At 67.2% G+C, this 15,590-nt stretch carries 8 protein-coding genes; 6 read left to right on the top strand and 2 right to left on the bottom strand.

Going from position 1 to position 15,590, the window contains the following annotated elements; all coding sequences use genetic code 11:
- The first annotated feature begins 25 nt into the window (after positions 1-25).
- The gene (gene sppA / locus GJ698_RS28440; protein ID WP_154361217.1) at positions 26-1,900 is read left to right on the top strand and encodes a signal peptide peptidase SppA; all 1,875 of its coding nucleotides are present in this window, start codon (positions 26-28) and stop codon (positions 1,898-1,900) included.
- 26 nt (positions 1,901-1,926) lie between these two features.
- On the opposite strand, the gene GJ698_RS28435 is transcribed toward sppA, so the two are convergent.
- Positions 1,927-3,192, bottom strand: a complete 1,266-nt coding sequence (locus GJ698_RS28435; protein ID WP_154361216.1) for a sensor histidine kinase — start codon at positions 3,190-3,192, stop codon at positions 1,927-1,929.
- Positions 3,192-3,920, bottom strand: coding sequence for a response regulator (locus tag GJ698_RS28430; protein ID WP_208023892.1), 729 nt, complete (start codon positions 3,918-3,920; stop codon positions 3,192-3,194). Before GJ698_RS28430 ends, GJ698_RS28435 begins: the two co-directional genes overlap by 1 nt.
- 245 nt (positions 3,921-4,165) lie before the next feature.
- Here GJ698_RS28430 and GJ698_RS28425 point away from each other — a divergent pair, with 245 nt between their 5' ends.
- The 5 genes from GJ698_RS28425 to GJ698_RS28405 all read left to right on the top strand — a co-directional run bounded on the left by GJ698_RS28425 (position 4,166) and on the right by GJ698_RS28405 (position 15,588).
- The gene (locus GJ698_RS28425; RefSeq protein WP_154361214.1) at positions 4,166-5,476 is read left to right on the top strand and encodes an efflux RND transporter periplasmic adaptor subunit; all 1,311 of its coding nucleotides are present in this window, start codon (positions 4,166-4,168) and stop codon (positions 5,474-5,476) included.
- A complete protein-coding gene (locus GJ698_RS28420) occupies positions 5,473-8,634 on the top strand; it encodes an efflux RND transporter permease subunit (protein WP_166454960.1) in 3,162 nt (1,053 codons plus the stop codon). The genes GJ698_RS28425 and GJ698_RS28420 overlap by 4 nt, the downstream gene beginning before the upstream one ends.
- Positions 8,631-11,927 (top strand): efflux RND transporter permease subunit, encoded by a 3,297-nt coding sequence (locus GJ698_RS28415; RefSeq protein WP_371865467.1) that lies wholly within the window; start codon positions 8,631-8,633, stop codon positions 11,925-11,927. Before GJ698_RS28420 ends, GJ698_RS28415 begins: the two co-directional genes overlap by 4 nt.
- A complete protein-coding gene (locus GJ698_RS28410) occupies positions 11,924-13,357 on the top strand; it encodes an efflux transporter outer membrane subunit (protein WP_154361213.1) in 1,434 nt (477 codons plus the stop codon). Before GJ698_RS28415 ends, GJ698_RS28410 begins: the two co-directional genes overlap by 4 nt.
- Positions 13,358-13,419: 62 nt before the next feature.
- A complete protein-coding gene (locus GJ698_RS28405) occupies positions 13,420-15,588 on the top strand; it encodes a S46 family peptidase (protein WP_154361212.1) in 2,169 nt (722 codons plus the stop codon).
- Positions 15,589-15,590: the final 2 nt, after the last annotated feature.

The following is a 15,590-nucleotide window of genomic DNA, read 5'->3' as shown; positions in this document are numbered from 1 at the left end:
AAATTACGCAACCACTGGAGTGTTGATGAGTCAATCCCCGTTTTCCTATGTCCGTCGCGGTTTCGGTTTTTTCTGGCGCGCGCTGGACGCCAGCCGCCGCACGGTGCTGAACCTGATTTTCCTGGCGATCGTGCTGGTGCTGCTGTACGCGATCTTCGGCGGCGGCGCCAAGCCGCTGCAACCGAAGACCACGCTGGTGCTGGATCTGAAGGGCCAGCTGGTCGAACAGTCCAGCGTCAACGCCACCGACGCGCTGCTGGCCAACGCGCGCGGCGCCGAAGTGCACAAGATGATCCAGCTGCGCGACGTGCTGGCCGTGCTGGACACCGCCGCCAAGGATCCGAACGTGGATGCCGCCGTGCTGCTGACCGACGACCTGCAAGGCGGCGGCCAGGCCTCGCTGCGGGAAGTCGCTGCCGCCATCGACCGCTTCAAGGCCACCGGCAAGCCGGTGATCGCCTGGGGCGCGAGCTACGACCAGCGCCAGTACCTGCTGGCCGCGCATGCCAGCGAAGTCTATCTGCACCCGATGGGCATGGTGATGATCGAGGGCTTCGGCCGCTACCGCAATTACTACCGCGATGCGCTGGACAAGCTGGGCGTCACGGTCAACCTGCTGCGCGTGGGCACCTACAAGAGCTTCGGCGAGCCGTACATCGCCAACGGCCCGTCGCAGGCGGCCAGCGAGGCGGAATCCTATCTGAACAACGCGCTGTGGTCGTCGTACACCGACAATGTCGAAAAGGCGCGCAAGCTGCCGGCAGGGCAGATCATGAAGACCATCAACGACCTGCCGACGCAGGTGGCGGCCGTGAATGGCGACCTGGCCAAGCTGTCGGTGGCGGAAAAGCTGGTCGACGGCCTGAAGACCAAGGATGAAATCCGCCAGATGATGACCAAGCGCGGCGTCGCCGACACCGACGGCAAGAGCTTCCGCCAGGTGGCCTTCGACGACTACCTGGCGCGCGTGCCGCACAGGCTGACCGGCGACGCCGTCGGCGTGATCGTGGCGCAGGGCGAGATCAGCGACGGCAGCGCCGGTCCGGGCGCGATCGGCGGCGATTCGACCTCGAAGCTGATCCGCATGGCGCGCGAGGACGACAATATCAAGGCGGTGGTGCTGCGCATCGACTCGCCGGGCGGCAGCGCCTTCGCTTCGGAGCTGATCCGCCGCGAACTGGAACTGACGCGCGCCGCCGGCAAGCCGGTGGTGGTGTCGATGGGTAACGTGGCGGCTTCCGGCGGCTACTGGATTTCGATGTCGTCGGACGAGGTGATCGCCGAGCCGACCACCATCACCGGCTCGATCGGCGTGTTCGCCATCCTGCCGACCGCCGACAAGGTGATCGACAAGCTGGGCATCCACACCGCCGGCCAGCCGACCACCTGGCTGGGCGACGCCGGCAATCCGCTGCGTCCGCTGGACCCGCGCTTCGGCCAGGTGATCCAGGGCAGCATCAACCATGTCTACGCCGAGTTCACCACCAAGGCGGCGCAGGCGCGCAAGACCACGCCGGAGAAAATCGACGCCGTGGCGCAGGGCCGCGTGTGGACCGGCGCGCAGGCCAAGGACCGCGGCCTGGTGGATCGTCTGGGGTCGTATGGCGATGCGCTGAAATCGGCGGCGTCGCGCGCCAAGCTGCCGGCGGATTACCGCGTGGTGTACGTCGAGCGTGACATCAGCAAGTTCGACCGCTTTGTGGAGATGGTTGGCGGCGGCACCGCGAAGGCGGTGGCGCAGGCGGTGTCGGCGCAGCTGAAGCTGGGCGCCGCGGCCACCACCGGCCTGCCGCCGAGCGCGGCCACCGGTATCGCGAATGAGCTGGGCTGGCTGTCGGAGATCACGGCGCAGCACAAGCCGTTCACCGCGATCACCCACTGCCTGTGCGAATCGCCGTAATTGGCGCAATCGCTTAGACCAGCCGCTTAGACCAGCGGCAGTTCCACTTCGAAGCAGCTGCGCCCATCCTTCATCAGGGCGCAGCGCGCGTCGCCGCCGTGGCGGCGCGCGATCTGGCGCACCAGCGCCAGTCCCAGCCCGGCGCCATTGTTGTCCAGCGTGCCGCGCGGCCGGAAGAACGGCTCGAACACCCGCTCGAATTCCTGATCCTGCACGCCAGGACCCTCATCCCACACGCGCAAGGTCGCGACCTGGTTGGCGCACGTGATCTTCACGGTGGCCGGCGGCACGCCATGGCGATGCGCATTTTCCAGCAGGTTGCGCAGCAGCCGGCGCAGCAGGCGCGGATCGCCGCGCATCACGGCCGACTCGCCGTCCAGCAGGGCGTCGTCGTAGCGCGCGCATTCCTCCGCCGCCAGCGCCAGCAAATCCAGTTCCTCGGTGTCGGTGTTTTCCTGGATCGCGCCCAGGCGGCTGGCCAGCAGGATTTCATCCAGCAGGTGATTCAGTTCGGCGATGTCCTGCTCCAGGCCCTTGCGGCGTTTCGGATCGATGCCCTCCGGGATCAGCTCCAGCGCCAGGCGGATGCGCGCCAGCGGCGTGCGCAGTTCGTGCGAGGCGTTGGCCAGCAGCGTCTTGTGCGCGCCGACCAGCTGTTCGATCTGGTCGGCGGCGCGATTGAAGCTTTGCGCCAGCCGCGCCACTTCATCCTTGCCTTCCACCGGCACGCGCGTGGTCAGGTCGCCGGCGCCCAGCTTTTCCACGCCCAGCTGCAGGCGCTCCAGCCGCTTGGTCAGATGCCGCACCAGCGGGAACGACACCACGCCGATGCCCAGCGCGACCAGCAGCAGGGCGTTGTTCAGCATCGCCTTGGGCCGGGTGAAGCCCAGCGGCTCGCTCGACAGCAGCTTGCGGCCGTCCGGCAGGCGCACGAAGGATTCCGGCGGCGGCCCGGTCATGCCCTGGCGGCGCCAGTGGCGCGCCGGTATCAGCTCGCCCACCACGGCCAGCGGCCGCCAGTCGCGCGTGTACAGCGTCATGTGGGCATCGTTCAGATTGGCGGCGACGCGGGCCAGGGCGGCCTGCTGCATGTCCGGCGGTGCATCGGGCGGCGCCAGCACGTTCTGCATCACCTGCGCCAACGTGTTGTTGGAGCGTTCCAGCGGGCTGCCGGTGCGGTTCCAGATTTCCAGCGTGGCGACCGAGAACAGCGCCAGGATCAGCAGCAGCGCGACGTAAAAGCGGAAGTACAGGCGCGGCACGCCGATATGGCTCAGGTTCAGGCGCTTCATCAGTCCTGCACCTTGGCGAACAGGTAGCCGGCGCCGCGCACGGTGATGATGCGGCGCGGTTTTTTGGGATCGTCCTCGACGGCGGCGCGGATGCGCGACATGTGGACGTCGATCGAGCGGTCGAAGGCTTCCAGCGGCTCGCCCTTCAGCAGGTCCATCAGCGCGTCGCGCGACAGCACGCGGCCGGCGTGCCTGGCCAGCACCAGCAGCAGGTCGAACTGGTAGGCGGTCAGCTCGCACGGCACGCCATCGAGTTTGGCAGCGTGCGCGGCCGGGTCGATCTCCAGCCGGCCGAAGCGCAGGAAGCTGTCGGCGGCCGGGGCGGCGGCGCCGGGCGGCGTGTCCAGGTGGCGCACGTCGACGCGGCGGCGCAGGATGGCGCGCAGGCGCGCCAGCAGCTCGCGCGGCTCGAACGGCTTGGGCAGGTAATCGTCGGCGCCGATCTCCAGGCCGACGATGCGGTCGATGGCGTCGCCGCGCGCGGTCAGCATCAGCACCGGCACGTCGGAAGTGGTGCGCAGCTGGCGGCACACGTCCAGGCCATCCATATCGGGCAGCATCAGGTCGAGGATCACGGCGTCGATCTCGGCGGCGGCGATGTGGTCCATCGCCAGGCGGCCGGTGGGCGCGTGGGTCACGCGGAAATTGGCCTGGCTCAGGTACTCGGTGAGCATCTCGGCCAGGCGCGGATCGTCTTCCACCAGCAAAATTCGGTCTACAGGGTTCATGCGGTTCATTCTACGCTACAGGACAGTGCCGGCAGTATCGCGCGGGCGCGTGTAGGAGCGATGTCGCCCCGGTAAAGAAATGTAAAGCCAGATTAACGAGGGCGACGCAAAGTCCTTGATTTTGTAGCGAGTTTGTAACCCCAGACAAGCACCGACAGACAGCCGCTACGCCATATGTTACATTCCACGGATTAATCGCCATGGCGCGTTTGCCATGGACACGCACGCCTAGAAAAAGGATAACGATGGATTCGCAAGCCAAGCCGACTTTGAATGCCAACCCTCCCAAGCGCAGCCGCAAGATTCTCGGCAGCGTGATCGCCGTCGCCGCCATGGCCGGACTGGGCGGATTGGCGTGGTACCTGACGCACCAGCCGGCAACGCCGGCCGGCGCGCCCGGCGCCCAAGGTCCGGGCGGTCCTGGCCCAGGCGGTCCTGGTGGTCCTGGCGGTGGCGGCCGCCGCATGCCGGCCACCACGGTGGGCGTGGCGACGGCGGAAAAGGCCGACATCCCGGTCACGCTGGAGGCGCTGGGCACGGTGACGGCGGCGGCCACCACCACGGTGCGTCCGCAGGTGTCGGGCATCCTGCAATCCGTTTTGTTTAAAGAGGGCCAGATGGTCAAGGCTGGCCAGGTGCTGGCGCAGATCGATCCGCGCCAGTTCGAGATGGCGCTGATGCAAGCCACCGGTACCCGCCAACGCGATGAAGCGCAGCTGGAAAACGCCAAGCTGACGCTGAACCGCTACCGCACCCTGCTGACCCAAGACTCGATTGCGCGCCAGGACGTCGACACGCAGGCGGCGCTGGTCAAGCAGCTGGAAGGCACCGTGCTGACCGACAAGGCGGCCGAAGGCACGGCCAAGCTGAATCTGGGCTATACCAAGGTGATCGCGCCGATCTCCGGCCGCGTGGGCTTGCGCGTGGTCGATATCGGCAATCTGGTCGGCTCCAGCGACACCACCGGCCTGGCCGTGATCACCCAACTGTCGCCGATCGACGTCGAATTCTCGATTCCGCAGGATAGCGTGCCGGGCGTGGCGCAGCGCGTCAACGACGGCGCCACGCTGCCGGCGCTGGCGCTGGACCGCACCCGCACCGCGACGCTGGACAGCGGCAAATTCTCGGCCATGGACAACCAGATCGACACCCAGACCGGCACCGTCAAGGCCAAGGCGCGCTTCGCCAACAGCAAGCTGACGCTGTTCCCGAGCCAGTTCGTCAACGTGCGCCTGGAACTGAACACCATCAAGGACGCCATCATGGTGCCGGTCAACGCGCTGCGCCACGGCACCAACGGCGACTTCGTCTACGTGCTCAAGGAAGACAAGACCGTGACCGTGCGTCCGGTCAAGCGCGGCGCCGCCACCGTCGACAAGGTGCAGGTCACCGAGGGCCTGAAGCTGGGCGAGCAAGTCATCACCGAAGGCGCCGACCGCCTGAAGGAAGGCGCGAAAGTCACGCTGCCGGGCGCCAAGCCGGCCGGCGCGGGCGGCGCGTCGTCGCCGAACGGCGAACACCGTCGCCGTAACAAGGAAGGCGCTGCGAAACAATGAGTCCATCCGCACCCTTCATCCAGCGGCCGGTAGCGACCTCGCTGCTGATGCTGGCGATCGTCCTGGCGGGTATCGTCGGTTTCAAGTTCCTGCCCCTGTCGGCGCTGCCGCAGGTGGACTTCCCGACCATCCAGGTTCAAACGCTGTACCCGGGCGGTAGTCCGGAAGTGATGGGCCAGACGGTGACTGCGCCGCTGGAGCGCCAGTTCGGCCAGATGGCCGGCCTGACCCGCATGAGTTCCACCAGCGCCGCCGGCGTCTCCATCATTACCCTGCAGTTCGGCCTGGGCCAGACGCTGGACGTGGCCGAGCAGGAAGTGCAGGCCGCGATCAACGCCGGCACCTCGCTGCTGCCGACCGACCTGCCGGCGCCGCCGGTGTACGCCAAGGTCAACCCGGCCGACGCGCCGGTGCTGACGCTGGCGATCACCTCCGACACCATGCCGCTGACCGAAGTGCAGAACGTGGTCAACACCCGCCTGGCGCTGAAAATCAGCCAGGTGTCGGGCGTCGGCCTGGTGACCCTGAGCGGCGGCCAGCGCCCGGCGGTGCGGATTCAGGCCGACACCAATGCGCTGGCTTCGTATGGCCTGGGCCTGGACACGCTGCGCACGGCGATCACCGCCGCCAACGCCAACGGCGCCAAGGGCAGCTTCGACGGCCCGACGCGCGCCTACAGCATCAACGCCAACGACCAGCTGCTGGCCGCGGCCGACTACAAGTCGCTGATCCTGGCCTATAAAAACGGCGCGCCGGTGCGCCTGCGCGACGTCGCCCAGGTGATCGACAGCGCCGAGAATGTAGAGCTGGGCGCCTGGTCCGGCGCCGCTTCCGGCATCAAGCAGGCGATTATCCTGAACGTGCAGCGCCAGCCGGGCGCCAACGTCATCGCCACCGTGGACGCCATCAAGGCGCGCCTGCCGGAACTGCAGGCGGCGCTGCCCGGCGCCATGCACGTCGAGGTGCTGAGCGACCGCACCACCGGCATCCGCGCCTCGGTCGAACACGTGGAGATGGAGCTGGTGCTGGCCGTGGTGCTGGTGGTGCTGGTAATCTTCGCCTTCCTGCACAGCCTGCGCGCCACCGTGATCGCCAGCCTGTCGGTGCCGATTTCGCTGATCGGCACCTGCGGCGTCATGTACCTGCTGGGCTATAGCCTGAACAACCTGTCGCTGATGGCGCTGACCATCGCCACCGGCTTCGTGGTCGATGACGCCATCGTCATGATCGAGAACATCGCGCGCTACATCGAAGAGGGCGAAACGCCGATGGCCGCCGCACTGAAGGGCGCCAAGCAGATCGGCTTCACCATCATCTCGCTGACGGTGTCGCTGATCGCCGTGCTGATTCCGCTGCTGTTCATGGGCGACGTGGTGGGCCGCTTGTTCCGCGAATTCGCGATCTCGCTGGCGATCACCATCCTGATCTCCGCCGTGGTGTCGCTGACGCTGGTGCCGATGATGTCGGCGCGCTGGCTGAAGAACCACGCCGACGAAAAGCCGTCGCGCTTCGCGCAGCGCTTCCAGCAGTTCTTCGACTGGGTCATCGGTCACTATGACCGCTCGCTGACCTGGGTCATCGAGCATAGCGGCCTGACGCTGCTGGTGGCGCTGGGCACCTTGCTGCTGACGGCGCTGCTGTACGTGGTGATCCCGAAAGGCCTGTTCCCGACCCAGGACACCGGCCAGCTGCAGGCGCGCCTGGAAACCGGCAAGGCCGTCTCGTATGACAAGATGGCGGCGCTGCAGCAGCAGGCGGCCAAGGTCATCCTGCAGGATCCGGCGGTCGAGAACCTCAGCTCCGTGGTGGGCGTGGACGCGGCCAACAACACCATGCTGCACACCGGCAGCATGCTGATCAACCTGAAGCACGACCGCAGCGGCAAGCAGCAGGACATCATGGACCGCCTGCGCAGCCGGGTGGCCGAGATCCCCGGCCTGACGCTGTTCCTGCAACCGACCCAGGACTTGACCATCGACGCCGAAACCGGCCCGACCCAGTTCCGCGTGTCGATCGAGGGCGCCGACAACGCCAGCGTCAACGAATGGGCCACCAAGCTGGAAGCGCAGATGCGCACCAAGCAGGAACTGCGCAACGTCACCTCCGACGTCGGCGCCAGCGCCGCCGCGGCCTACGTCACGGTGGACCGCGACACCGCCTCGCGCCTGTCGGTCACCGCCGCTTCGATCGACGATGCTTTATATAGCGCCTTCGGCCAGCGCATCGTCTCGACCATCTTCACCGAGACCAACCAGTACCGCGTGATCCTGGAAGCGCGCCGCGACGACATCGCCACCCCGGCCGACCTGGGCAACCTGCAATTGCGCACCGGCTCCGGCAAACCGACGCCGCTGTCGGCCGTGGCCAACGTCACCGAACGCCAGGCGCCGCTGCAAGTGACGCACGTGGCGCAGTATCCGGCCACCACCTTGGGCTTCGACACCGCGCCCGGCGTTTCGCTGGGCACGGCGGTGGACAGCATCAAGCAGGCCGCGGCCGAGATCAAGTTCCCGGCCGCGGTGACCCTGACCTTCCTCGGCGCGTCGGGCGCCTATCAGAACTCGCTGAACAACCAGCTGTGGCTGATTCTGGCCGCCGTGGTCTGCGTCTACATCGTGCTGGGCGTGCTGTACGAAAGCTATATCCACCCGCTGACCATTCTGTCGACGCTGCCGTCGGCCGGCGTCGGCGCCTTGCTGGCGCTGTGGATCACCGGCCAGGACCTGGGCGTGATCGGCATCATCGGCATCATCCTGCTGATCGGTATCGTCAAGAAGAACGCCATCATGATGATCGACTTCGCCATCGAGGCCGAGCGCGACGAAGGCAAGCCGCCGCGCGAGGCGATCCACCAGGCCGCGCTGCTGCGCTTCCGTCCGATCCTGATGACGACGCTGGCGGCGCTGTTTGCCGCCGTGCCGCTGATGCTGGGCTGGGGCGAGGGCGCCGAGCTGCGCCGTCCGCTGGGCCTGGCCATCTTCGGCGGCCTGATCGTCAGCCAGCTGCTGACGCTGTTCACCACGCCGGTGATCTACCTTGGCTTCGACAGCCTGGCGCGCCGCGTCAACCGCCGCTTCAAGTCCGAGCCGCCGCGCGACCCGCACCAGGCGGCGCTGCTGTCGCCGGCGCCAGGCCAGGGCAAAGGTGACGCGCCGTGAACCTGTCGTCTCCATTCGTCAAGCGTCCGATCGCCACCGTCCTGCTGACGGTGGGCGTGGCGCTGGCCGGCATCGGCGCGTTCTTCGTGCTGCCGGTGGCGCCGCTGCCGCAGGTGGACTTCCCGATCATCTCGGTCAGCGCCACGCTGCCGGGCGCCAGCCCGGACACCATGGCCACCAGCGTCGCCACGCCGCTGGAGCGCCACCTGGGCACCATCGCCGGCGTCAATGAAATGACCTCGCAGTCGAGCACCAGCTCCGCCAACGTCACCTTGCAGTTCGATTTGAACCGCAACGTCGACGCGGTGGCGCGCGAGGTGCAGGCGGCGATCAACGCCAGCCGCGTCGACCTGCCGTCCACGCTGCGCAGCAATCCGACCTACCGCAAGGCCAACACCTCGGGCGCGCCGGTCATCATCCTGGCGCTGACCTCGAAAACCCGCACGCCGGGCCAGATCTACGACGCCGTCTCCAACATCGTGCTGCAACGCCTGTCGCAGGTGACCGGCGTCGGCGACGTGGAACTGGGCGGCAGCTCGCTGCCGGCGGTGCGCGTGGAACTGAACCCGTATGCGCTCAACAAGCAGGGCCTGTCGATGGAAGACGTGCGCGCCGCCATCCAGGCCGCCAACGCCAACCGTCCGCGCGGCGCCCTGCAGGGCAACGGCCGCCGCCTGCAGATCTATTCCGAGTCGGCCAACGCCTCGGGCGGCCGCAGCGCGGCCGACTACCAGAACCTGATCGTCGGCTACCGCAACAGCACCGCGATCCGCCTGAAGGATGTGGCGGACGTGGTCGACGGCGTCGAGGACCAGAACAACCTGGGCCTGTTCAACGGCCAGCCGGCCATCATCGTGCTGCTGCGCTCCCAGGCCGGCGCCAACGTCATCGAGACGGTGGACAGCGTGCGCGCGCAGCTGCCGATGCTGCAGGCGCAGCTGCCGCCGGACGTGAAGATCGAAGTGGCCAGCGACAGCACCAACTCGATCCGCTCGTCGCTGCATGAAATCGAGGTCACGCTGATCATCTCCATCCTGCTGGTGGTGCTGGTGGTGAGCGTGTTCCTGCGCAATGTGCGCGCGACCATCGTGCCGACCGTGGCCACCATCGTGTCGCTGCTGGGCACCTTCGGCGTCATGTACCTGCTGGGCTTCAGCCTGAACAACCTGTCGCTGATGGCGCTGACCGTGGCCACCGGCTTCGTGGTCGACGACGCCATCGTGGTGCTGGAAAACACCACGCGCCACATCGAGGCCGGCATGGACCGTTTGTCGGCCGCCTTGCTGGGCGCGCGCGAAGTGGGCTTCACCGTGCTGTCGATCAGCCTGTCGCTGATCGCGGTGTTCATTCCGCTGCTGTTCATGGGCGGCCAGTTCGGCGCGCTGTTCAAGGAATTCGCCATCACGCTGTCGGCCGCCGTCATGATTTCGCTGGTGATCTCGCTGACCACCACGCCGATGATGTGCGCCTGGCTGCTGTCGCCGGGGAATGTGCACGCCAAGCCGCCGGGCCGCGTCGCCCGCTTCTTCGAGCGCGGCTTCGACGCCGTCCTGAAAGGCTACGAGCACGCGCTGGACTGGGCGCTGGGCAGCGTCTGGCTGGTGATGCTGAGTCTTCTGTTCGTCATCGGCCTGAACTTCTACCTGTTCGCGGCGATCCCGAAGGGCGGCTTCCCGCAGCAGGACACGGGCCAGATCAACGGCGGCATCCGCGCCGACCAGAGCATCTCGTTCCAGGCCATGCAGGGCAAGCTGCGCCAGCTGGTCAACATCATCAAGGATGATCCGGACGTGGCGACGGTGGTCGGCTTCACCGGCGGCCGGCGCGCCGGCGGCGGCTTCATGTTCGTCAACCTGAAACCGGCCAACCAGCGCAAGGTGGCGGGGCAGGCGGTGATCGCGCGTCTGCGGCCGAAGCTGGCCAAGGTCACCGGCGTCAGCCTGTTCCTCAGTCCGGTGCAGGATCTGCGCTCGGGCGGCCGCTCGGCCAACGCCAACTACCAGTACACGCTGAAGGCCGACAACAAGGCCGACCTGAAGAAGTGGGCCAGCCGCCTGGCGGAAGCGATGAAGGGCCGCTCGGCCATGACCGACGTCGACTCCGACCAGGCCGACAACGGCGTCGAAACCTTTGTCACCATCGACAAGCAGAGCGCCTCGCGCCTGGGCGTGTCGACCAAGGACATCGACAACGCGCTGTACAACAGCTTCGGCCAGCGCCAGGTGGCCACCATCTACGATGAGCTGAACCAGTACCACGTCATCATGGAAGTGTCGCGCGACTATTCGCGCAGCCCGGAAGCGCTGAAGGACGTCTACGTGCCGTCCACCGGCCTGCCGGCGCCGAGCGCGGCCAACCCGACCGGCGCCCAGGTGGCGACCACGGCGGCGGCCACCTCGACCACCGGCACCAGCAAGACCACCACCACCTCGACCGCCACCGCGGCCAACGTGGCGGCGCCGGCGGTGCGCGACGCCTCGTCCGGCTCGTCGCTGAGCACCTCGGCCACCACCATGGTGCCGCTGTCGACGGTGGCCAGTTACGCCGAAAGCTCGGCGCCGACCTCGATCAACCACCAGGACGGCGAACTGGCGACCACCATCGCCTTCAACCTGGCGGAAGGCGCCAGCCTGTCGCAGGCGGCGGCGCAGATCGCCGAGGCGGAAGCGGAAATCGCCATGCCGAACAATGTGCGCGGCAGCTTTGCCGGCGCCGCCAAGTCGGCGCAGGACAGCAACAAGTCGCTGCCGCTGCTGATCCTGGCCGCCATCGTGGTGATCTACATCGTGCTGGGCATCCTGTACGAAAGCCTGGTGCACCCGGTGACGGTGCTGACCACGCTGCCGTCGGCCGGCGTCGGCGCGGTGCTGGCGCTGCTGGTGTTCAAGATGGAGTTCTCGACCATCGCCCTGATCGGCATCTTCCTGCTGATCGGCATCGTCAAGAAGAACGCCATCCTGATCATCGACTTTGCGCTGGAGGCCGAGCGCGCGCGCGGCCTGTCGCCGCGCGAAGCGGTGCGCGAGGCCTGCCTGCTGCGCTTCCGTCCCATCCTGATGACCACCGTGGCTGCCGCGCTGGGCGCGCTGCCGCTGGCGATCGGTTTCGGCGAAGGCTCGGAACTGCGCCAGCCGCTCGGCGTCGCCATCATCGGCGGCCTGATCGCCAGCCAGCTGCTGACGCTGCTGACCACGCCGGTGGTCTACATCCTGATGGACAAGCTGCGCCGCCGCAGCCCGTCCGAACAACAACTGAGCCGCATCCATAGCGACCAATCGCCGATTACACCATGATCAAATACGTACCAACCTCCCGTTATCCACTGAGCGCGCTGGCCATGGCGGTTGCGCTGCTGGCCGGCTGCTCGGTCACGCCAAGCTACAAGGTGCCGGAGACGCCGCAGCCGGCGGCCTACAAGGAAACCCCGAGCGACGCCGACAAGGCCGCCGCCGGCTGGACCGCCGCCGCGCCGGCCGACACGCTGGAACGCGGCCCATGGTGGCAGCTGTTCGGCGATCCGGTGCTGAACCAGCTGGCCGACAGCATCGAGGTGAACAACCAGAACGTCGCCGCCGCCATCGCGTCGTATGCGCAGGCGCGTTCGCTGGTGGCCGAGCAGCGCGCCTCGCTGTTCCCGGTGGTGAACCTGAACGGCAGCGCCACCCGCTCCGGCGGTGGCGGCAACACGCAAACCGCCAACCAGTACCGCGCCAACATCGGCGCCACCTGGGAACCGGACGTGTGGGGCAAGCTGCGCGCCGGCCTGGGCAACGCCAACGCCGGCCTGCAGGCCAGCGCCGCCGACCTGGCCGCCGCGCGCCTGTCGGCGCAGGGCGAGCTGGCCACCAATTACTTCGCGCTGCGCGAGGCCGACGCTGAAAAAGCGCTGCTGGAACAGACCACCGAAGGCTACGAGCGCGTGCTGCAGATCACGCAGAACCGCTTCGACGCCGGCATCGCCGCCAAGTCGGACCTGCTGCAGGCGCAGACCCAGCTGGCCAGCGCCCGCATCGACCAGATCACGCTGGTGCGCACCCGCGCCACCTACGAGCATGCGATCGCCGTCCTGCTGGGCAAGGCCGCCAACGACTTCACGCTGGCGCCGGCCGAGTGGAAGATCACCGTGCCGGACGTGCCGACCGGCCTGCCGTCGACGCTGCTGCAGCGCCGTCCGGACATCGCCGCCGCCGAGCGCCGCGTGGCCGCCGCCAATGAAAACATCGGCATCGCCCGCAGCGCCTACTTCCCGAGCCTGAACCTGAGCGGTTCCTTCGGCTACGGCGCGGCGTCCACCGGCGGCCTGTTCAACGCCAACAACAACCTGTGGTCGCTGGGGGTGACGGCGGCGCAGACGCTGTTCGACGCCGGTGCCATCAAGGCCCGCGTGGCCGGCGCCGAGGCGGCGCGCGACCAGACCATCGCCAACTACCGCCAGACCGTGCTGACGGCGTTCGCCGACGTCGAGAACCAGCTGGTGGCCACCCGCGCGCTGGTGCAGCAGCAGGACCTGCGCAAGGCGGCCTCCGAGGCGGCCGACCAGGTCGAGGTGCAGCTGCTGAACCGCTACCGCGCCGGCCAGGTCAGCTACAGCGACGTGGTGACCGCCCAGCAGACCGCGCTTTCCGCGCGCCGCGCGCTGGTGCAGGCGCAGGTCAACCGCCAGACCACGGCCATCGCGCTGATCCAGTCGCTGGGCGGCGGCTGGCACGCGAGCGCCGAATAAGGCGCCGCGCCAACGCAGGCCGCTGGCGGTCTGCGTTGGCTGGCGCTGCGCTTCGATTTATAATGCTGGCGCCGAATTCAATCTGGGGCCATATCTTGTTAAAATATTTAGTGATTCCTGCCGCGCTGCTGTGCGCAACCGGCGCATCCGCCGACGAAGGCCAATGGCAGCCGTACCAGCTGCCGCAACTGAAATCCGAACTGAAACGCATCGGCATCGCCATCCCGGCGGAAAAACTGGCCGATCTGTCCAAGCACCCGATGAGCGCCATCGTGTCGCTGGGCGGCTGCTCGGCGTCGTTCGTGTCGGACGCCGGCCTGATTGTGACCAATCACCATTGCGCCTATGGCGCCATCCAGCGCAATTCCACGCCTGAACACAATTACATCGCCAACGGCTACCTGGCCAAGACCCGCGCCGACGAGCTGGCGGGCGGCCCGAACACGCTGGTGTATGTCACCGACAAGGTGGAAAACGTCACCAGCCGCGTGCTGAAGGACATCACGCCGACCATGAGCGGCAAGCAGCGCAGCGAAGCGGTGGACAAGGCGGTCAAGGCGCTGGTCGCCGAGTGCGAGAGCGACAAGAGCTACCGCTGCTCGGTGCCGGCCTTCCATCGCGGCCTGGAATACTACCGTATCCGCCAGATGATGATACGCGACGTGCGGCTGGTGTACGCGCCGGCCAATTCGATCGGCGACTTCGGCGGCGACATCGACAACTACGAATGGCCGCGCCACGTGGGCGACTACTCGTTCCTGCGCGCCTACGTTGGCAAGGACGGCCGTCCGGCCGATCCGTCGCCGGACAACGTGCCTTACCACTCGAAGGACTTCCTAGTGGTGTCGGCCGCGGGCCTGAAGAACGGCGACCCGGTGCTGCTGGCCGGCTATCCTGGCCGCACCAGCCGCTACAAGCTGCCGTCGGAAATCCGCTACGCGCGCGACGCCGCCTATCCGGCCAAGGCCGCGGAAATCCAGTCCGACCTGGACGTGATCGCCGCCGCCACCAAGGACAACGAAGGCAACGCGGTGCGCTACGCCAGCGTGGTCAAGAGCCTCAATAACGTGATGAAGAAAACCCGCGGCCTGATGGACGGCTTCGCGCGCAAGGACATCGCCGCCATCAAGGACGTGCAGGACGCCGAATTCCGCGCCTGGTACGCCAGGCAGCCGGGCGTGTCGAAGACCATGCTGACGGAGCTGGACAGCCTGATCGCCGCCGACATCGCGCTGAGCGACGAGGAATTCGGCCACAGCGTCGCCATCACCAGCGACCTGCTGAAGTCGGGCGCCACGCTGTATCGCCTGGCGCAGGAAAGCGCCAAGCCGGACGCCGAGCGTGAACTGGGCTACCAGCAGCGCGACCTGGGCTTCATCAAGGCGCGCCTGAATCGCCTGGAGCAGTCGTATGTGGGCAGCGTCGATCAGGCGCGCTTCACCGCCGCGCTGCAACGCTACGCCGCGCTGCCGAAGTCGATGCACGTGACCGGCCTGGATGCGCTGCTGCCATCGGTGGCCGCGGTGCCGGCGCTGTACGCGCAATCGCAGCTGGGCGACACCGCCAAGCGCCTGGCGTGGGTGGGCAAGGACGCCGCCACGGTGGCGGCGTCGGACGACGCCTTCATCAAGCTGGCGGTGAAGGTCGACGGCGTGTCGCAGTCGCTGAAGGAACGCCGCAAGGAACTGGACGGCAACCTGGAACGCGTGATCCCGCAATACATGGCGGCCGTGATCGCGTTCAAGAAATCGCAGGGCAAGCCGGTCTATCCTGACGCGAATTCGACGCTGCGCGTGACCTACGGCACCGTGGCGCCGTACTCGCCGAAGGATGGCGTCACCAAGGGACCGTTCACCACCATCGAAGGCATCGTCGAGAAGAACACCGGCAAGGAGCCGTTCAACGCGCCGGCCAAGCTGCTGGATGCGATCAAGGCCAAGCGCTACGGCCAGTTCAAGGACCCGGTGCTGGGCACCGTGCCGGTCGACTTCCTGACCAGCGCCGACACCACCGGCGGCAACTCCGGTTCGGCGGTGATGAACAAGAACGGCGAGCTGATAGGCCTGAACTTCGATTCCACCTACGAGTCGATCACCAAGGACTGGTATTTCGACACCGACATCACCCGCGCCATCCACCTGGATATCCGGTATATGCTGTGGGTGATGTCGGAAGTGGATCACGCCGACAACGTGCTCAAAGAAATGACCATCAAATATCCTAAAAAATGAAC

The sequence above is a fragment of the Duganella aquatilis genome (assembly GCF_009674565.1).
Classification (GTDB): Bacteria; Pseudomonadota; Gammaproteobacteria; order Burkholderiales; family Burkholderiaceae_D; genus Rugamonas; species Rugamonas aquatilis.
Note: the sequence above shows the minus strand (reverse complement) of the source record. Positions and strands in the feature narration are given on the sequence as shown.

Bases quoted from the DNA above. Each gene is read 5' to 3' on its own strand.
- GJ698_RS28420 (WP_166454960.1), top strand. From the start codon at position 5,473: ATGAGTCCATCCGCACCCTTCATCCAGCGGCCGGTAGCGACCTCGCTG.
- GJ698_RS28425 (WP_154361214.1), top strand. From the start codon at position 4,166: ATGGATTCGCAAGCCAAGCCGACTTTGAATGCCAACCCTCCCAAGCGC.
- GJ698_RS28435 (WP_154361216.1), bottom strand. From the start codon at position 3,192: ATGAAGCGCCTGAACCTGAGCCATATCGGCGTGCCGCGCCTGTACTTC.
- GJ698_RS28430 (WP_208023892.1), bottom strand. From the start codon at position 3,920: ATGAACCCTGTAGACCGAATTTTGCTGGTGGAAGACGATCCGCGCCTG.
- sppA (WP_154361217.1), top strand. From the start codon at position 26: ATGAGTCAATCCCCGTTTTCCTATGTCCGTCGCGGTTTCGGTTTTTTC.
- GJ698_RS28410 (WP_154361213.1), top strand. From the start codon at position 11,924: ATGATCAAATACGTACCAACCTCCCGTTATCCACTGAGCGCGCTGGCC.
- GJ698_RS28405 (WP_154361212.1), top strand. From the start codon at position 13,420: ATGCTGGCGCCGAATTCAATCTGGGGCCATATCTTGTTAAAATATTTA.